The organism is Microbispora sp. KK1-11 (genome assembly GCF_006874435.1).
In the GTDB taxonomy this organism is placed as follows: Bacteria; Actinomycetota; Actinomycetes; order Streptosporangiales; family Streptosporangiaceae; genus Microbispora; species Microbispora catharanthi.
In genome coordinates this window covers 1-17,225 of sequence record NZ_VIRJ01000005.1, presented here as the reverse complement: position 1 = coordinate 17,225, position 17,225 = coordinate 1, and the positions used below count along the sequence as shown (strand labels likewise).

The following is a 17,225-nucleotide window of genomic DNA, read 5'->3' as shown; positions in this document are numbered from 1 at the left end:
CATGCCGCAGGGCAAGCCGGAGAACGTACCGGACGACGGCCTGACGACCCGGCAGCGCCGGACGAGGCCGCTGCTCATGGTCCACACGGGTCCGGGGAAGGGCAAGTCGACGGCCGCGTTCGGGATGGCGCTGCGCGCCTGGAACCAGGGCTGGCCGATCGGCGTGTTCCAGTTCGTGAAGTCGGCCAAGTGGCGGGTCGGCGAGGAGCGCGCGCTGACCGTGCTGGGCGCGAGCGGCGAGGGCGGCACGGTCGCCTGGCACAAGATGGGCGAGGGCTGGTCGTGGATCCAGCGGCCGGGCACCGAGGCCGACCACGCGGCCGACGCGCGTGAGGGCTGGGAGCAGATCAAGCGCGACCTCGCGGCGGAGACCTACCGGTTCTACGTGCTGGACGAGTTCACCTACCCGCTCAAGTGGGGGTGGATCGACCTCGACGACGTGATCTCGGCGCTCTCCGGCCGGCCGGGTTCGCAGCATGTCGTCATCACCGGCCGCGACGCCCCGGCCGGGCTCGTCGAGGCCGCGGACCTCGTCACGGAGATGGGCAAGGTCCGCCATCCCATGGACGCTGGCCAGAAGGGTCAGAAGGGCATCGAGTGGTGACGGGAGTGCCGCGTCTCGTGGTCGCGGCCCCGGCCTCGGGAAGCGGCAAGACGACCGTGGCCACCGGGCTGATGGCGGCGCTGGCGGCGCGCGGGCTGCGCGTCGCGCCGTTCAAGGTCGGGCCCGACTACATCGACCCCGGCTACCACACGCTGGCCGCCGGGCGACCCGGCCGCAACCTCGACCCCTGGCTGACCGGCGAGGACCGGGTGACGCCGCTGTTCCTGCACGGTTCCGCGGGCTGTGACATCGCGGTCGTCGAGGGCGTGATGGGGCTGTTCGACGGGCGCGGCGAGGGCGACTTCGCCTCGACCGCGCACGTGGCACGCCTGCTCGGCGCGCCCGTGGTGCTCGTGGTGGACGCCGGCAAGCAGAGCAGGTCGGTGGCGGCGCTGGTGCACGGATTCGCGACGTTCGACTCGCGGGTGCGGGTGGCGGGCGTGGTGCTGAACCGTCTCGGGTCGGCGCGCCACGAGGAGCTGTGCCGGGCCGCGCTGGAGGAGACCGGGGTCCCGGTGCTGGGGGCGGTCTACCGCGACGACGACGTGATGACGCCGTCGCGGCACCTCGGGCTGGTCCCGGCGGCCGAGCGGCTGCCCGCCGCCGTGTCGGCGGTGGACCGGCTCGGCGCGCTCGTGGCGGGCGCGTGCGACCTGGACGGTCTCGTACGCCTCGCCGCGACGGCGTCCCCCCTCGCCGGGGAACCGTGGGACCCGTCGGACGGGCACGAGCCCGGCGAACGACGGGTGGTGGCGGTCGCGGGCGGTGCGGCGTTCACGTTCGGCTACGCCGAGCACGTCGAGATGCTGGCCGCCGCCGGGGCCGAGGTCGCCGTGTTCGACCCGGTACGCGACGAGTCCCTGCCCGAGGGCGCGTCCGCGCTGGTCGTGGGCGGCGGTTTCCCCGAGGTGTACGCCGCGGAGCTGTCGGCCAACGAGCGGCTGCGCGCCGAAGTGGCGGCCTTTCCCGGCTCTGTGGCGGCCGAGTGCGCGGGGCTGCTCTATCTCTGCGAGGAGCTGGACGGCCGTCCGATGTGCGGCCGGGTGCCGGGCGTGGGGCGGATGACCGACCGGCTGACACTGGGCTACCGCGACGCCGTGGCCGTACGCGACACGCTGCTGACCCGGCAGGGCGAGCGCCTGCGCGGCCACGAGTTCCACCGGACCGAGATCACCGGCGGCGGGGAGCCCGTCTTCCGGTGGCGGGGCGGGGCCGACGGGGCCGGCGACGCCCGGCTCACCGCGTCCTACCTGCACCTGCACTGGGCGGGCGCGCCGCGACTCGCCCGGCGACTGCTCGCCTACGCCGAGCCCTCCTCCAGGTCGCCCTCGATCGCGAGGTAGGCCTCGCGCAGCCCGGCCAGCACATCGGGGTCGGGGTGCTCCCACATGCGCCGCTCGGCGGCCTCGAGCAGGCGCTGCGCGATGCCGTGCAGCGCCCACGGGTTGGACGTGGCCATGAAGTCGCGGTTGATCGGGTCGAGCACGTACGTCGAGGCGAGCGTGTCGTACATCCAGTCGGCGACGACGCCGGTGGTGGCGTCGTAGCCGAACAGGTAGTCCACGGTCGCGGCCAGCTCGAACGCGCCCTTGTAGCCGTGGCGGCGCATCGCGGCGAGCCAGTTGGGGTTGACGACACGGGCGCGGAAGACCCGCGCGGTCTCCTCCGATAGGGTCCGGGTGCGGACGGCGTCGGGACGGGTGCTGTCGCCCACGTACGCCGCGGGCGCGCGGCCCGTCAGCGCGCGGACGGTCGCGATCATGCCGCCGTGGTACTGGAAGTAGTCGTCGGAGTCCGCGATGTCGTGTTCGCGGGTGTCCACGTTCTTGGCCGCGACGGCGATCCGGCGGTAGGCGTTCTCCATGTCCTCCCGGGCGGGCGCGCCGTCGAGGTCGCGGCCGTAGGCGTAGCCGCCCCAGACGGCGTACACCTCGGCGAGGTCGGCGTCGTCGCGCCAGTTGCCGCTGTCGATGAGCGGCAGCAGGCCCGCCCCGTACGCGCCCGGACGTGAGCCGAACACGCGCAGCGTCGCACGCCTGTCGTCGCCGTGCGCGGCCCGGTCGGCGTCCACGTGGGCGCGCACGTAGTTGTCCTCGGGACTCTCGCCGAGCCCCGCGACGAGCCGGACGGCGTCGTCGAGCATCGCCACCACGTGCGGGAACGCGTCCCTGAAGAACCCGCTGATGCGCACCGTCACGTCCACGCGCGGGCGGCCCAGCTCGCTCAGCGGCACCGGTTCGAGCGTGGTGACGCGCCGCGACGCCTCGTCCCAGACGGGCCGTACGCCGAGCAGCGCGAGCACCTCGGCGATGTCGTCACCGGCGGTGCGCATGGCGCTGGTCCCCCACACCGACAGCCCGACCGAGCGCGGCCACTCGCCGGTCTCCTCGCGGTAGCGGGCCAGCAGGGAGTCCGCCATGGCCTGCCCGGTCTCCCAGGCGAGGCGGCTCGGCACGGCGCGCGGGTCGACGGAGTAGAAGTTGCGGCCGGTCGGCAGCACGTTGATCAGCCCGCGCAGCGGCGACCCGGACGGCCCGGCGGGCACATATCCCCCGGCGAGCGCGTGCAGCACGTGGTCGAGTTCGTCGGTGGTACGCGCGAGCCGCGGCACCACCTCGGTCGCCGCGAACGTCAGCACCCGCGCGACCGCCGGGTCGTCCGTGACGCCGGCGACGGCGGCCGGGTCCCAGCCGCGTTCCTCCATGGCGGTGACGAGCGCGCGGGCCTCGGCCTCGACGCGGTCCACGACGCCGGTCGCGGCGCTGCCGTCCTCGGCCAGGCCGAGTGCCTCGCGCAGGCCGGGCAGGGTCTCGCGGCCGGCCCACATCTGGCGGGCGCGCAGCATGGCCAGCACGAGGTTCACCCGGGCCTCGCCGGTCGGGGCCGCGCCGAGGACGTGCAGCCCGTCGCGGATCTGGGCGTCCTTGACCTCGCAGAGCCAGCCGTCCACGTGCAGGATGAACTCGTCGAACTCGGCGTCGTGCGGGCGCTCGCTCAGGCCGAGGTCGTGGTCGAGGCGGGCGGCCTGGATGAGGGTCCAGATCTGGGCCCGGATCGCTGGCAGCTTCGCCGGGTCCATCGCCGCGATCGTCGCGTGCTCGTCGAGGAGCTGCTCCAGGCGGGCGATGTCACCGTACGTCTCGGCCCTGGCCATCGGCGGCACCAGGTGGTCCACGAGCACGGCGTGCGCCCGGCGCTTGGCCTGGGTGCCCTCGCCGGGGTCGTTCACCAGGAACGGATAGACGAGCGGGAGGTCGCCGATCGCCGCGTCGGTGCCGCAGGACGCCGACAGGCCCGCCGACTTGCCCGGCAGCCACTCCAGGTTGCCGTGCTTGCCGACGTGGACCATGGCGTGCGCGCCGAACCCTGCGCCTTCCCCAGCCGACAGCCACCGGTAGGCCGCCAGGTAGTGATGGCTCGGCGGCAGGTCGGGGTCGTGGTAGATCGCGATCGGGTTCTCCCCGAAGCCGCGCGGGGGCTGGACCATCACCACGACGTTCCCGCTGCGCAGCGCCGCGAGCACGATGTCGCCCTCGTGGACGAACAGCTCGCCGGGCGGTGCGCCCCAGTGGCGTTCCACGTCGGCGCGCAGGTCGCCCGGCAGGGTGTCGTACCACGCGCGGTAGGTCTCGGCGGAGATGCGCACGGGGTTGGCCGCGAGCTGCTCCTCGGTGAGCCAGTCCTGGTCCTGGCCGCCCGCGGCGATGAGCGCGTGGATCAGGGCGTCGCCGTCCTGCGCGGCCTGGCCGGGGAAGCCGTCGCCGAGGTCGTAGCCCTCCTCGGCCAGGCGGGCCAGCAGTCTGACCGTGCTGGCCGGGGTGTCCAGGCCGACGGCGTTGCCGACCCGCGAGTTCTTCGTCGGGTATGCCGACAGCATCACGACGAGCTTCTTGTCCTGCGGGGGCACGTGGCGCAGCAGGCCGTGCCGGACGGCGATGCCCGCGACCCGGGCCGCGCGTTCGGCGTCGGCGACGTACACGGTCAGGCCGTCGTCGTCGATCTCCTTGAACGAGAACGGCACCGTGATGATGCGCCCGTCGAACTCGGGGATCGCGACCTGCGAGGCGGCGTCCAGCGGGGACAGGCCGTCGTCGTCGGCCTCCCACTCCGCGCGGCCGGTCGTGAGGCACAGGCCCTGCAGGATGGGCACGTCGAGGTCGGCGAGCGCGCCGACGTCCCAGGCCGCGTCGTCTCCGCCCGCCGACGCGGCAGCGGGCCGTGAGCCGCCCGCCGCGAGCACGGTGACGACGAGGGCGTCCGCACAGCGCAGCACGTCGAGCAGTTCGGGCTCGGCGGTGCGCAGCGAGGAGCAGAAGACCGGCAGCGCCCGGCCGCCCGCGTCCTCGATCGCGTCGCACAGCGCGGTCACGAAGCCGGTGTTGCCCGCCATGTGGTGCGCCCGGTAGTAGAGCACGCCGATCACCGGGCCGTCGCCGGGCCGGGCGTCGCGTTCGAGGACGCCCCAGGTCGGGGTGGCGGCCGGGGCCGCGAAGCCGCGGCCGGTCAGCAGGACCGTGTCCGACAGGAACGCGTGCAGTTCGGCGAGGTTGGCGGGGCCGCCGTGCGCGAGATAGGCGTGCGCCTCGGCGCACACGCCGCCGCTCACCCCGCCGCTCACCGTGGACAGCTCCATCAGCTCGGCGTCCGGGGCCTGCTCGCCGCCGAGGACGACCACCGGGCGCGGGCCCGCGAGCAGGGCGTCCAGCCCGTCCTCCCAGGCGCGGCGCCCGCCGAGCAGCCGGACGACCACGAGGCCGGCCCCCTCGACCAGCGCGGGCAGGTCGTCCACGGCGAGCCGGGCCGGGTTCCCCAGGCGGAACGCCGCCCCGCTGGCGCGCGCGCTCAGCAGATCGGTGTCCGACGTGGACAGCAGCACGATGAGCGGCTCGTCCGAGCGCATGGCAGGGTCCTCCCTCGGGGTCCTCGCCCCGGGTCGCGGCGGCACGACGGCAGGAGTCTCCTGGCTCCCGGATCGACGCTCACCCCGGCCTTCCCGTCTTGCGACAGTGGCCGTGTGGTGGGGTTCGCTCCCCGGTCACAGTGGCGGGACCGCGCCGGACTCGCACCGGCTTCCTCCGCTTGCCATCGTTCATCGCAGACCTTACGGGACGGAGGCCCTATCGAAAAACTGGCGTTAGCATCCTGCTTGTGGTCATAGGTGGCTTTTCCGGACGCGCGGCTCGGGACGCCTGCCCCGGCGCGCTCCAGGTGCACGTCGCCGCGGACGGGGCGCTGGCCCGCGTCCGCGTGCCCGGCGGCGCCCTGACCACCGACGCGCTGCGCGAGCTCGCCGCCTGCGCCGGGGAGCTGGGCACCGGGGTCGTCGAGCTCACGTCACGCGCCAACGTCCAGGTGCGCGGGCTCGCCGACCCGGCCGCGTTCGCCGCGCGGATGGCCGCCGCCGGGCTGCTGCCGTCGGCGACCCACGAACGCGTGCGCAACATCGTCGCCTCGCCCCTCAGCGGCCGGTCGGCCACGGGCGTCCTCGACGTCCGGCCGTTGGTGGCGGCGCTCGACGCGGGCCTGTGCGGGCGTCCGGCACTGGCCGGCCTGCCCGGCCGGTTCCTGTTCGCGCTCGACGACGGCACCGGCGACGTCCTCGGTCTCGGCGCGGACGTGACGCTCGCCGGCCACCCCGGCGGCGGACTGACGCTGCTGCTCGCGGGCGAACCGGTCAGCTCGGTGACCTCCGGCGACGCCGTCGCCGTCGCTCTCGCCGCCGCCGAGGTGTTCCAGTCGGTACGCGGGGACGCCTGGCGCGTGGCCGAGCTTCCCGGCGGCCCCGCGACGATCGCCGCCCGCCTTCCCGGCGCCGTGCCCGTGCCCGTGGCCGTGGCGGCTGCCGAGCCGCGTAAGGGCGGGGTGTTCTCGCAGGTGGACGGGCGGGTCGCGGTCGACGTCATCGTGCCGCTCGGCAGGCTCACCACCGCGCAGGCGGGCCTGCTCGCCGACCTGACCCCCGCCGAGGTGCGGCTGACGCCGTGGCGTACCGTCGTGCTGCCCGATCTCGTCCCCGAGGCGGCCGGGCCGGTGACCGCCGCGCTCACCCGGGCGGGGCTGGTGACCGATCCAGCCTCCCCGTACGCCGGACTGTCGGCCTGCACCGGGCGGCCCGGCTGCGCGAAGGCCCTGGCCGACGTCCAGGCCGACGCGCTGCGCTGGGCGGAGTCCGGCCTGCCCGAGCTGGGCGCGCAGCCCGGCGGGCCGGTCCACTGGGCCGGGTGCGAGCGCCGCTGCGGGCGTCCGCGCGGGCGGGTCACCGACGTGGTCGCCACACCCGGCGGCTACCGCGTGAGCCATTGAACGAACAGGGGTGTGCGTGCCCGAGCACGACTACGTCCGCGACGGCGCGGAGATCTACCGGCGGTCGTTCGCGACCATCAGGGCCGAGGCCGACCTGACGGGCCTGCCCGACGACGTGGCCAGGGTCGCCGTCCGCATGATCCACGCCTGCGGCATGACCGACCTGGTCGCCGACCTCGACTACTCCCCCGGCGTGGTCGCGAAGGCGCGCGCCGCGCTGCTGGCGGGCGCGCCCGTGCTGTGCGACGCGCAGATGGTCGCCTCCGGCGTCACCAGGAAACGCCTGCCGGCCGCCAACGAGATCATCTGCACACTCGGCGACCCCCGTGTGCCCGCCCTCGCCGAGCGGCTCGGCACCACGCGCAGCGCCGCCGCCCTCGACTTGTGGCTCGACCGTCTCCACGGCGCGGTCGTGGCCGTCGGCAACGCCCCGACCGCGCTGTTCCGGCTGCTCGAACTTGTCGCGGAGGGCGCGGGACGGCCCGCCGCCGTGCTGGGCGTCCCGGTCGGCTTCATCGGCGCGGCCGAGTCCAAGCGCGCCCTCGCGGCGTCCGGCCTGGAGTTTCTGGTTGTCCACGGCCGCCGGGGCGGCAGTGCCATGACGGCGGCGGCGATCAACGCCATCGCCAGCGAGCAGGAGTGACGTGACGTGACAGGTACCCTCTACGGCGTCGGCCTCGGCCCCGGCGACCCCGAACTGATGACGGTGAAGGCCGCCCGCCTCATCGGCGCGGCCGACGTCATCGCCTACCACGCCGCCCGGCACGGCCGCAGCATCGCGCGCTCGATCGCCGCCCACCACATGCGCGACGGCCAGGTGGAGGAGCTGCTCCAGTACCCCCTGACGACCGAGACGACCGACCACCCCGGCGGCTACCAGGGCGCGCTCGACGACTTCTACGCCGACTGCGCGGCCCGGCTGGCCGCCCACCTGGACGCCGGGCGCGACGTCGTCGTCCTGTGCGAGGGCGACCCGCTCTTCTACGGCTCCTACATGCACATGCACAAGCGGCTGGCGCACCGCTACCCGGCCGAGGTCGTCCCCGGCGTCACGTCGATCGCGGGCGCGTCGGCCGTGCTCGGCCGCCCGCTGGTCGAACGCGACGAGACGCTGACGGTCCTGCCCGGAACCCTGCCCGCCGACGTGCTGGCCGAGAAGCTGCGCGGCACGGATTCCGCGGCGGTGCTCAAGCTGGGCCGCACGTTCGAGAAGGTGCGCGACGCCCTCGCCGAGGCGGGCCGTCTCGACGAGGCCTGGTACGTCGAACGCGCCACCACCGACGCCCAGCGCGTCGCGCCGCTCAAGGACGTGGACCCCGGTCAGGTGCCGTACTTCTCGCTGGCGCTGATCCCGAGCCCGGCCCAGCTCACGTTCGTACCAGAGAGCGCGGAACGCACCGGACCCGGCGAGGTCGCGGTCGTCGGCCTCGGCCCCGCCGGACGGCCCTGGCTGACCCCGGAGGCGCAGGAGGTCCTCGCCGGGGCCACCGACCTGGTCGGTTACGGCCCCTACGTGGACCGCGTCGCGCCCAACCCGCGCCAGACCCGGCACCGCACCGACAACCGCGTCGAGGCGGAACGCGCGCGTCACGCGCTCGACCTCGCCCTCGCCGGGGCGCGGGTGGCGGTCGTGTCGTCGGGCGACCCGGGCGTGTTCGCGATGGCCAGCGCGGTGCTTGAGGCCGCCGCCGACCCGCGTTACGCGGACGTCCCGGTGCGGGTGGTGCCCGGCCTGACCGCCGCGCAGGCCGTGGCGAGCCGGGCCGGCGCCCCGCTCGGTCACGACTACTGCGTGCTGTCGCTGTCGGACCAGCTCAAGCCGTGGGAGGTGGTCGCGGGCCGGATCTCCGCCGCGGCCCGCGCCGACCTGGTGCTCGCGATCTACAACCCGGCGTCGAAGACCCGCACCTGGCAGGTCGCCGCGGCCCGTGACCTGCTGCTCGAACACCGCGACCCGGCCACGCCCGTGGTCGTCGGCCGCGACGTCGGCGGCGCGCGGGAGTCGGTCACGGTCACCACGCTCGGCGACCTCGACCCGGCCACCATCGACATGCGCTGCCTGCTGATCATCGGCTCGTCCACCACCCGCGCCGTCGATCGCGCCGGCCGGACGACCGTCTACACCCCGCGCCGCTATCCCGTGTGATTTTCTGTGTGATCGCGAACCCAGGTGACGGCGTCGGCGACGTCCGCCACCTGGGTGACACCGCCCGGCGCCGGGGGCCGGTCCACCATGACGACCGGCAGCCCGAGCTCGCGCGCCGCGACCAGCTTCGCGCGGGTCAGCTCCCCGCCGCTGTCCTTGGTGACCAGCACGTCGAGCCGGTGCTCGCCGATCAGAGCGCGCTCCCCCGCCACCGTGTAAGGCCCCCGGTCGAGGATCACGTGGACGTTCGCGGGCACCGGCGGCTCCGGCGGGTCCACCGACCTGGCCAGGAACCACAGCCCGGCCAGCGGCGCGAAGACCGGCAGGCTTCGGCGGCCCGTCGTGAGGAACACCCGGCCGCCGAGGCCGGGCAGCGCGTCCGCCGCGGCCTCCAGGGACGGCACCCGCAGCCACGCGTCCCCCGGCCCCTCCGACCAGCCGGGACGCCGCAGGCCGAGCAGCGGCACACCGGTCGCCGCGCACGCGCGCGCCGCCGATTCGCTCATCGTCCGCGCGAACGGGTGCGTGGCGTCCACCACGGCGTCGGGGCCATGCTCGGCGATCCACCGGGTGAGCCCCTCCGGGCCGCCGAAGCCGCCCGATATGACCTCGCCCACCGGCAGCCGGGGGTCGGCGACCCGCCCGGCCAGCGACGACACCACCCGGAGACCGGGCAGGGCGGCCAGCCCGGCCGCCAGTGCCCGCGCCTCCGCGGTGCCGCCGAGGATCAGGACGAGCACGCCCGTTCCCGCTCGGCCGAGTAGAGGTGGCTGTCGGGGAACTCGTGCGCCGCCAGGGCCCGGCCCACCACGATGACGGCGGTCCGCTTGATCCCCGCCGCGACCACCCGGTCGGCGATGTCATCCAGGGTGCCCCTGATGATCTCCTCGTCGTCCCGGCTGGCCCGCGCGACGACCGCCACCGGGCAGTCCGCCCCGTACGCGGGCAGCAGTTCGGCCACGACGGCGCCGATCCGCTGCACGGCCAGGTGGAGCACCATCGTGGCGCTGCTGGCCGACAGCGTCGCGAGGTCCTCGCCGGGTGGCATCGGGGTGGCGCGCGCCGACGTCCGGGTCAGGATGATGGTCTGGCTCACCTCGGGCACCGTCAGCTCCCGCCCCAGCGCCGCCGCGGCGGCCGCGAAGGCGGGCACTCCGGGGATCACCTCGTACGGCACACCGTGCGCGTCGAGCCTGCGCATCTGCTCGGCGACCGCGCTGAACAGCGAGGGATCGCCCGAGTGCAGCCGCGCCACGTCGAGCCCGGCGGCGTGCGCCGCCGTCATCTCGGCGATGATCTCGTCCAGGGTGAGGTTGGCGGTGTCGACGAGCCGCGCGCCGGGCGGGCAGTCGGCGAGCAGGTCACGCGGCACGAGCGACCCCGCGTACAGGCAGACCGGGGCCGCCTGCAGGGCGCGCAGCCCGCGCACCGTGATGAGGTCGGCCGCGCCGGGCCCCGCACCGATGAATCGAACCGTCACTGCTCGCGCTCCTTCCGCGCCGTCCAAATGGTCACCGGCATCAGGGGACGCCACCCGGTGAAGCCGCCCACCGGCGAGGCGCGCTGCACCGACAACCGCACGAGGTCCCCGCCGAGCCGCGCGTGCCATTTGGCGAGAACCGCCTCCGACTCCACGGTGACCGCGTTCGCCACCAGCCTTCCGCCCGGGGCGAGGGCGGCCCAGCAGGTCTCGACCACGCCGGCCCCCGTCACGCCGCCCCCCACGAAGACGGCCGCCGGGGCCGGCAGCCCGTGAAGCGCGTCCGGCGCGGAACCGGTGACGACCCGCAGGCGCGGCACGCCCAGCGCGTCCGCGTTGTGCCTGACGCGGTCCGCCCGTACGGGGTCGCGCTCGACGGCGACGGCCCGGCACGAGGCATGGACGCGCAGCCACTCGATGGCCACGCTCCCCGAACCCGCCCCCACGTCCCACAGCAACTCGCCCGGCAGGGGCGCCAGTTTGGCCAGGGTGACCGCGCGCACCTCCTGCTTGGTCAGCTGCCCGTCCGACTCGTACGCGTCGTCCGGAAGCCCGCAAGCCCACCCCAGTGGCGCGGCGTCGGGGACGTCGGCACAGGTCACCGCCACGATGTTCAGGGCCGGCATCGGCTCGGCGCCCGGCCAGCCGGCGGCCGTGCCGTCGTGGCGCGATTCGGTCGTCGCGCCAAGATCGCCGAGGACGGTGACGCGGCTCGCCCCGTACCCCCGCTCGGTCAGCAAGGCGGCGACCCGCGCGGGCGTGCCGGCGTCCGCGCTGAGGACGAGGACGCGACGACCCGGCGCGAGCGCGGCGGTCAGCGCGGCGAGCGGACGCCCGACCAGGCTGACGGTCTCGACGCCCTCGGCGGGCCAGCCGAGCCGCGCGCAGGCCAGCGTCACCGACGACACGTGCGGCACCACGCGCAGCCGCTCGGGTCCGAGCAGCCGGGCGAGCGTCGCGCCGACCCCGAAGAACATGGGATCGCCGCTCGCCAGCACCACGACCGCGCGTTCCGCATGCGCGTCGAGCAGCCCCGGCAACCCCGCGACCAGCGGCGACGGGTACGGCACCCGCTCGGGGGCCACCGACGCGGGCAGCAGCGCGAGCTGCCTGTCCGACCCGACCACGACGTCCGCGGCGATCAGCTCGGCGCGTGCCGTGTCGGTGAGACCGGGCCAGCCGTCCGCGCCGATCCCGACGACCGACACCGGTCTCATCGAGCGGGCTTCCTGAGCAGGTAGGTGTCCATGACCCAGCCGTGCGCCTCGCGCGCCTCCGCCCTGAGCCGCCGGATCTCGCCCGCGACCTCGCGAACCGGCCCGGCGAGGAGGATCTCGTCCTCGGTCCCGACGTACGCGCCCCAGTAGACGTCCGCGTCGGCGGCCTCCGGCAGGTCGGCGAACGCGCATCCCGCGTCGAGCATCACCACGATGTCGTCGGCGGCCTCGACGTCGGCGGGCAGGCGGCGGCCGGTCGTGATGTGCAGCGGCCTGGCCACCCTGGTCAGGCTGACGCGGTGCCGCGCGGCCAGCGCCGACACGCTGCTGATCCCCGGGATCACCTCGTAGTCGAACGGCTCCCCGCCCCTGGCCAGGACATCCTCGACGATGGCGATCGTGCTGTCGTACAGGGCGGGGTCGCCCCAGACGAGGAACGCGCCGACGCCGTCCTCGGGCACCTCGTCGGCGATGAGCCGCGCGTAGACGTCGGCCCGGCGGGCCCGCCAGTCGGCCACCGCCTCCACGTAGGCGCCGCTCGTCCGGTCACGTTCCGGGTCGCGCGCCTCCACCATCCGGTACGGCTCCCGCGCGTGGGCCGCGATCAGCTCGCGCCGCAGCCGCACCAGGCCGTCCTTCTCGGCGCCCTTGTCGAGCAGGAAGAACACGTCCGCCGACGCGATCGCCGCGGCGGCCTGGAAGGTGAGGTGGGCTGGGTCCCCGGCGCCGATGCCGATGATGAGGACGCGCTTCATAGGTCACGAGTATGGACCACGGCTTGACGTACTTATGCAGACGGTGCACGCTCTAGAGGACAAATGCAGACAGAGGCGACGGTGCGCAGGAACCTGGTGCGAATCCAGGACGGTCCCGCCACTGTGACCGGGGAGTGTCCCCGCTGATGACCACGGCCGAGACGGCTGGAAGGTCGGGCGACACGATGACCCGGGAGTCAGGACACTGACCCGTTGTCCTCCATCACCGGGGCGAGCGACCCCGTGAGGAGAAATTCACATGGCTCAGCCGGCCATTCCCGTATCCCGGCCCCTGCCGGTCACCATCCCCGTACGCGAGATCCTGCCTTGGGCGATCTTCGCAGCCGTGGTCGGGCTCATCCTGGTCTACTTCGTCGGCGCGGAGCAGGGCGCCACCCACCTCATCAGCGGGCACACCGTGCACGAGTTCGTGCACGACGGCCGCCACCTGCTCGGCTTCCCCTGCCACTGAGGCCCGCCCGATGCCCACCATGCGCTCCCTGCTGGTGCGCGGCATGCTCGTCGGCCTTGTGGCGGCGCTGCTCGCGTACGTCGTGGCCTGGTTCGCCGGTGAACCCCAGGTCGCCGCGGCCGTCTCCATCGAGGAGACCAAGGCCGTCGCGGCCGGGGAGGCGGCCGAGCCCGAACTCGTCAGCCGGACCGTCCAGGAGACCATCGGCCTGCTGACCGCCCTGCTCGTCTACGGCGCCGCGCTTGGCGGCTTCTTCTCCATCGCGTACGCCTTCGCCCACGGCCGCCTCGGCGCCCTCGGCGCCCGCGCCACGGCCCTCGTCGTCGCGTCCGCCGGATTCGTCGCCGTGTACGTGACCCCCATCCTGAAGTACCCGCCCAATCCTCCGGCCGTCGGCAACCCCGACACCATCGGCCGCCGGACCGCGCTGTACTTCACGATGATCCTTATCGCGCTGCTGGCCGCCGCGGTCGCGACGTACGCGGGCCGCGCCCTGTCGCCCCGGTTGGGCGGCTGGAACGCGACCCTCGCGGGCATCGTCGTCTACGCCGTCCTCGTAGGCGTCTCGTACGCCCTACTGCCCCGGGTCAACGAGGTCTCCGGCGACTTCCCCGCCGACACCCTCTGGTGGTTCAGGGTGTCGTCGTTCGGCGTCCAGTTCGTCCTGTGGGCCGCCATCGGACTGCTGTTCGGCGGCCTCACCGAGCGTTCCCTGCGCCAGGGCGTCCGCGCCGAGGCGCGACTGCTCACCAACTAGCGGAGGGCCTCCAGGAGAGAGGTGAGGGCCGGTCCGAGCGGGGCGTCGAAGGTCATCAGCGCCTCGCCGTCGCCCCGGGTCGGGCCCTGGTTGATGATCGCGACGGGGATCGAGCGGGCGGCGGCGCGCCGGACGAACCGGTATCCGGACATGACGGTCAGCGAGGATCCCAGGACAAGCAGCAGACCGGCCCGCTCGGTCAGCGTGTAGCACTCCTCGACCCGAGACGGCGGCACGTTCTCGCCGAAGAACACCACATCGGGCTTGAGCACGCCGCCGCAGCCCTCGCAGTCCACCGTGCGGAACGTCTCGATCTCGTCCACGGCCAGGACGGCGTCGCCGTCCGGGTTGATCACCTCCGAGCGGGCCCGCCAGCCGGAGTTGGCCGCGCGCAGGCGCCGGTCCAGCGCGTGCCGCGAGGTGCGGTGGCCGCAGGCCAGGCAGCGCACCCGATGCAGGCTGCCGTGCAGCTCGACGACCTCGTGCGCGCCCGCCGCCTGATGCAGGCCGTCCACGTTCTGCGTGATGATCCCCGCGACCAGGCCGCGGCGCTGCAGTTCTGCGACCGCGCGGTGCCCGGCATTCGGCGCGGCGTCCACGATGTGACGCCACCCCAGGTGGCTGCGCGCCCAGTAGCGCCTGCGAGCGGCGGCGCTGCTCACGAACGTCTGGTAGGTCATCGGCTCGGCCCTGCGCCTGCGGCCGGTCTCCCCTCGATAGTCGGGGATCCCGGACTCGGTCGACAGGCCGGCCCCGCTGAGGACCACCACCTCGCCGTCGGCCACGAGATCGGCCAGCATGCCCCACCGCTCGGCAATCCCCGCGTCGCGCACCACAGTCACGCATCCATGGTGCCCGAAGCATCACACATGTCAGCCCCGCCCCTCCCCCAGTCGTACGTCGAAGATGACCTCGACCTCGTCACGCAGCTTGAGCGCCCCGAAGAACGCGGAGTAGGGGCGGATGCCCCATTCGGACTGCACGACGGTCGCCCGGCCGCGGGCCCGCCCGTCCGCGAGCGCGCCGTCCACCGTGACCGGCCGCGTGACGCCCGCGATCGTCAGGTCGCCCTCGACGCGGAACGCCTCAGGATCGCCCTCGACCCGGGTCGACCGGAACGTGACCAGAGGGTGCTGATCCGCCTTGAGGACCTTGTCACGCATGTTCTTCTCGATATCGACCCGGTCGGAGTCGGTGAGCGGCTTGACCCCGCCCGTGCCTTCCCGGACCCGCATCGAGGCCACCTCGGCCTCCACCGTCACCCGGCAGCCCGCCGGGTCGTCCGGCGTCACCACCGCCTCGCCCCGCCACCGGGTGACCTCGATCGTCAGATCGTGCCCGGCCTTGGCGCCCAGCCCGGCGCGGCCGGTGAGGACCAGGAGCCGGCCGGACCTCGGCCCCAACGCGTACGTGCCCGCCTCGACGTCCATTTCGTGGGCATTCCCGCGGAACGGGCCGGAGATGTCGGCACCGGATGACATGGTGGTGATCCAATCGTCCGAAGGAGACGGATCATGAGTGAGCCCGAGACATTCACCGAGACATTCACCGAGACATTCACCGTGCGGCCCGTCGGCGTCGTGCGGTCCGTGCTGACCGATCGCACCGAGGCGCCACGACAGGGGCCCGAGGGCGCGCCGGACGCCTGGCTGGAGGTCGATCCGGCCGTCGCGGAGGCCCTCGACGGGGTGACGGCGGGCGACGAGGTGCTCGTCCTCACCTGGTTCCACGAGGCCGATCGCGAAACCCTGCGGGTCCACCCCCGCGGGGAGACGAGCAACCCGCTGACCGGCGTGTTCGCCACGCGTTCCCCGGACCGCCCCAACCCGATCGGCCTGCACCGGGTCACGGTCCTGGAGGCCGACCCGGCCCGGGGCCTGCGTGTGCACCCGTTGGAAGCCATCGACGGCACTCCTGTCATCGACATCAAACCTGTGCTGGACGCCGCTGAGCGGTGACAACCTACCGACCTCCTTTACGTCGTAGATTTCGTTGACATCCGAGCCCGCCGGTCACGGGAGTCCCCCTAGATCCGCAGTCGGCTGGTGTGGGGCGGCTGGTAGGTGAAGGTCCAGCGGTCGGTGCCGGTTTTGTGGCGGGTGTAGCGGTCGGGGTGCTGGTAGCGGTCGCGGTTGTGGAATTGGCAGGCGGGTCCGAGCAGTTTCAGGTTCGTGAGGCCGCCGGTGCTCCAGTTGTCGGCGTGGTCGATCTGGCACATGGTGGCGGGTAGTGGGCAGCCGTCGATCCAGCAGGTGGCGTAGCGGGTGTAGATGGCTCGTCGTTGGGCGGGGGTGGCCAGGCGGACCTTGCGGCCCATGTCGAGCACCTGCCCCTCGGCGTCCATGACCAGCCGTACCAGGGTGCTGGTGCGGGCAAGGCGGTGCACGCTGGAGACCGGCAGCATCTGCCCGGTCGCCAGCAACAACCCCGGCGCTGTCCCCAGCGCCGCTCCCGGTGACGCTTCCTGCGCCGTCCCGAGCGGCGTCTCCGGCGCTGTTCCCGGTGGCCTCCCCGGCGGTGTCCCCGGCTCCGATCCCGGCACGTCCGGCTCCGGCCCCGGCACTGTTCCCTGCATGCCCGGTGCCGTTCCCGGCGTCTCGGGTGTCCCCGTCGCGCATGAGCATCGTGCCTCGCCGCCGCACCCGCACACGTCACGGCCACCCGCCGCGTCCTGCTGAGCCTGGCCCTGCTCATCGCTGCCTTGCTCATCGCAGTCTTGCTCACCGCAGCCCGGCTCATGGCGGCACCGTCCACGGCGCATGTCGTTGTGGTCCTCAGGCGTGCTCTGCGCATGCCGGCAGTCCCCCGCAGGCCGATGCCCGGCGTGGGCGTGATGCGCAGCGGCGTCCTCGGGAGGCGGATCCGGCCGCGCTGTGTACGAAGGTGAACCGGCATCTGCCCCGGCCTCGCCGCAGTCGGCGGGGTCGGCGGGGTGGGCAGGAGGGCACAGGCCCTCTTCCTGGGCAGGTGCGGTGCCGGTGCTGCCCACGTCGCCGGGGTCGTCGGCGCCTTCGGTGTCGCCGGGGGCGCTGCCGTCCTCGGCGCCTTCAGTGCCTTCGGCGTCCTTCATGCCCTCAGTGCCCTCGGCGCCCTCGGCATCCTGGGCGTCTTCGGCGTCTTCGGGGTGGTCGTTGCCGGGGGCAGCGGGTTGGGGGTCGGTGGGGAGGGATTCGGCGTTGACCAGGACGAGGAGTTCGGTGGCGATCTTCTCCTCCAGCAGCGCGATGAACGCATCCGCGTTACGCACTCGCAGCGGCCGGTCGTCGCCCTCCGTGCGCGGTTTGGCATACGCATCCAACAGGGCCCGCAGCCGGGCGGCCGCCTCGCGCGGCAGGTAGAACTCCCCCTCCAGCCCTCCGCCCCGGGTGGGGCGGACCCGCAGGAACCGCCGCGCGTAGTCGGCCTGCTCGTCGCGGTCTTCCCCGTCGGGGTCGAGCACCGCGCGTAGGTAGCGGCCGGCTTTGGCCACCTCCGCCGCCCCGGCCTTGCCC

The 17,225-nt window shown here is 74.0% G+C and carries 16 protein-coding genes and 2 riboswitches; of the genes, 8 read left to right on the top strand and 8 right to left on the bottom strand.

Features of this window, described 5'->3' with window-relative positions; translation table 11 throughout:
• Nucleotide 1: 1 nt before the first annotated feature.
• Both cobO and FLW16_RS09250 read left to right on the top strand, forming a co-directional pair.
• On the top strand, nucleotides 2-604 hold the full coding sequence (gene cobO / locus FLW16_RS09255) for a cob(I)yrinic acid a,c-diamide adenosyltransferase (protein ID WP_142559583.1): 603 nt from the start codon (nucleotides 2-4) through the stop codon (nucleotides 602-604).
• A complete protein-coding gene (locus FLW16_RS09250) occupies nucleotides 601-1,947 on the top strand; it encodes a cobyrinate a,c-diamide synthase (protein ID WP_221890969.1) in 1,347 nt (448 codons plus the stop codon). The genes cobO and FLW16_RS09250 overlap by 4 nt, the downstream gene beginning before the upstream one ends.
• Here the strand turns inward: FLW16_RS09250 and cobN are convergent.
• Complete coding sequence (gene cobN, locus FLW16_RS09245; RefSeq protein WP_142559581.1) at nucleotides 1,905-5,504, bottom strand: cobaltochelatase subunit CobN; 3,600 nt, start codon at nucleotides 5,502-5,504, stop codon at nucleotides 1,905-1,907. The two genes, FLW16_RS09250 and cobN, sit on opposite strands and share 43 nt — an antisense overlap.
• A 53-nt stretch (nucleotides 5,505-5,557) precedes the next feature.
• A riboswitch (cobalamin riboswitch) is annotated at nucleotides 5,558-5,680 on the bottom strand.
• Nucleotides 5,681-5,752: 72 nt separating this feature from the next.
• Between cobN and cobG the strand changes: the two genes are divergently transcribed.
• Genes cobG through FLW16_RS09230 form a run of 3 tightly spaced genes read left to right on the top strand, consistent with a single transcriptional unit; the run spans nucleotide 5,753 to nucleotide 9,053 of the window.
• Complete coding sequence (cobG, locus tag FLW16_RS09240; RefSeq protein WP_142559580.1) at nucleotides 5,753-6,907, top strand: precorrin-3B synthase; 1,155 nt, start codon at nucleotides 5,753-5,755, stop codon at nucleotides 6,905-6,907.
• Between the two features lie 16 nt (nucleotides 6,908-6,923).
• The gene (locus tag FLW16_RS09235) at nucleotides 6,924-7,550 is read left to right on the top strand and encodes a precorrin-8X methylmutase (protein WP_221890968.1); all 627 of its coding nucleotides are present in this window, start codon (nucleotides 6,924-6,926) and stop codon (nucleotides 7,548-7,550) included.
• 6 nt (nucleotides 7,551-7,556) lie between these two features.
• A complete protein-coding gene (locus tag FLW16_RS09230; protein WP_142559578.1) occupies nucleotides 7,557-9,053 on the top strand; it encodes a precorrin-2 C(20)-methyltransferase in 1,497 nt (498 codons plus the stop codon).
• On the opposite strand, the gene FLW16_RS09225 is transcribed toward FLW16_RS09230, so the two are convergent.
• Genes FLW16_RS09225 through cobF form a run of 4 tightly spaced genes read right to left on the bottom strand, consistent with a single transcriptional unit; the run spans nucleotide 9,041 to nucleotide 12,505 of the window.
• Nucleotides 9,041-9,793 (bottom strand): cobalt-precorrin-6A reductase, encoded by a 753-nt coding sequence (locus FLW16_RS09225; protein WP_142559577.1) that lies wholly within the window; start codon nucleotides 9,791-9,793, stop codon nucleotides 9,041-9,043. The genes FLW16_RS09230 and FLW16_RS09225 overlap by 13 nt on opposite strands.
• On the bottom strand, nucleotides 9,781-10,533 hold the full coding sequence (gene cobM / locus FLW16_RS09220) for a precorrin-4 C(11)-methyltransferase (protein WP_142559576.1): 753 nt from the start codon (nucleotides 10,531-10,533) through the stop codon (nucleotides 9,781-9,783). Before cobM ends, FLW16_RS09225 begins: the two co-directional genes overlap by 13 nt.
• On the bottom strand, nucleotides 10,530-11,750 hold the full coding sequence (gene cbiE / locus FLW16_RS09215) for a precorrin-6y C5,15-methyltransferase (decarboxylating) subunit CbiE (protein ID WP_142559575.1): 1,221 nt from the start codon (nucleotides 11,748-11,750) through the stop codon (nucleotides 10,530-10,532). The genes cobM and cbiE overlap by 4 nt, the downstream gene beginning before the upstream one ends.
• Nucleotides 11,747-12,505, bottom strand: a complete 759-nt coding sequence (gene cobF / locus FLW16_RS09210; RefSeq protein WP_142559574.1) for a precorrin-6A synthase (deacetylating) — start codon at nucleotides 12,503-12,505, stop codon at nucleotides 11,747-11,749. Before cobF ends, cbiE begins: the two co-directional genes overlap by 4 nt.
• A gap of 24 nt (nucleotides 12,506-12,529) precedes the next feature.
• Nucleotides 12,530-12,734: riboswitch (cobalamin riboswitch) on the top strand.
• Nucleotides 12,735-12,764: 30 nt separating this feature from the next.
• Here cobF and FLW16_RS09205 point away from each other — a divergent pair.
• The gene (locus FLW16_RS09205) at nucleotides 12,765-12,977 is read left to right on the top strand and encodes a CbtB domain-containing protein (protein ID WP_139572278.1); all 213 of its coding nucleotides are present in this window, start codon (nucleotides 12,765-12,767) and stop codon (nucleotides 12,975-12,977) included.
• A gap of 10 nt (nucleotides 12,978-12,987) precedes the next feature.
• On the top strand, nucleotides 12,988-13,734 hold the full coding sequence (locus FLW16_RS09200; protein WP_260615085.1) for a CbtA family protein: 747 nt from the start codon (nucleotides 12,988-12,990) through the stop codon (nucleotides 13,732-13,734).
• Here the strand turns inward: FLW16_RS09200 and FLW16_RS09195 are convergent.
• Nucleotides 13,731-14,534 carry an NAD-dependent protein deacetylase gene (locus FLW16_RS09195; protein ID WP_142559858.1) on the bottom strand — a complete coding sequence of 268 codons (804 nt, stop codon included), beginning with the start codon at nucleotides 14,532-14,534 and terminating at the stop codon, nucleotides 13,731-13,733. The two genes, FLW16_RS09200 and FLW16_RS09195, sit on opposite strands and share 4 nt — an antisense overlap.
• A gap of 72 nt (nucleotides 14,535-14,606) precedes the next feature.
• The gene (locus tag FLW16_RS09190) at nucleotides 14,607-15,215 is read right to left on the bottom strand and encodes a YceI family protein (RefSeq protein WP_260615084.1); all 609 of its coding nucleotides are present in this window, start codon (nucleotides 15,213-15,215) and stop codon (nucleotides 14,607-14,609) included.
• A 33-nt stretch (nucleotides 15,216-15,248) separates the two neighbouring features.
• Between FLW16_RS09190 and tsaA the strand changes: the two genes are divergently transcribed.
• Nucleotides 15,249-15,692 carry a tRNA (N6-threonylcarbamoyladenosine(37)-N6)-methyltransferase TrmO gene (tsaA, locus tag FLW16_RS09185; RefSeq protein WP_142559573.1) on the top strand — a complete coding sequence of 148 codons (444 nt, stop codon included), beginning with the start codon at nucleotides 15,249-15,251 and terminating at the stop codon, nucleotides 15,690-15,692.
• A 68-nt stretch (nucleotides 15,693-15,760) separates the two neighbouring features.
• Here the strand turns inward: tsaA and FLW16_RS09180 are convergent.
• The coding region (locus FLW16_RS09180) for a DUF222 domain-containing protein (RefSeq protein WP_142559572.1) at nucleotides 15,761-17,225 on the bottom strand (1,465 nt) is incomplete at its 5' end.

Excerpts from the sequence above, each read along its gene's own strand:
- cobO (WP_142559583.1), top strand. The coding sequence starts at position 2 with ATGCCGCAGGGCAAGCCGGAGAACGTACCGGACGACGGCCTGACGACC.
- FLW16_RS09195 (WP_142559858.1), bottom strand. The coding sequence starts at position 14,534 with ATGCTGGCCGATCTCGTGGCCGACGGCGAGGTGGTGGTCCTCAGCGGG.
- tsaA (WP_142559573.1), top strand. The coding sequence starts at position 15,249 with ATGAGTGAGCCCGAGACATTCACCGAGACATTCACCGAGACATTCACC.
- FLW16_RS09200 (WP_260615085.1), top strand. The coding sequence starts at position 12,988 with ATGCCCACCATGCGCTCCCTGCTGGTGCGCGGCATGCTCGTCGGCCTT.
- cobF (WP_142559574.1), bottom strand. The coding sequence starts at position 12,505 with ATGAAGCGCGTCCTCATCATCGGCATCGGCGCCGGGGACCCAGCCCAC.
- FLW16_RS09205 (WP_139572278.1), top strand. The coding sequence starts at position 12,765 with ATGGCTCAGCCGGCCATTCCCGTATCCCGGCCCCTGCCGGTCACCATC.
- cbiE (WP_142559575.1), bottom strand. The coding sequence starts at position 11,750 with ATGAGACCGGTGTCGGTCGTCGGGATCGGCGCGGACGGCTGGCCCGGT.
- FLW16_RS09190 (WP_260615084.1), bottom strand. The coding sequence starts at position 15,215 with ATGTCATCCGGTGCCGACATCTCCGGCCCGTTCCGCGGGAATGCCCAC.
- cobN (WP_142559581.1), bottom strand. The coding sequence starts at position 5,504 with ATGCGCTCGGACGAGCCGCTCATCGTGCTGCTGTCCACGTCGGACACC.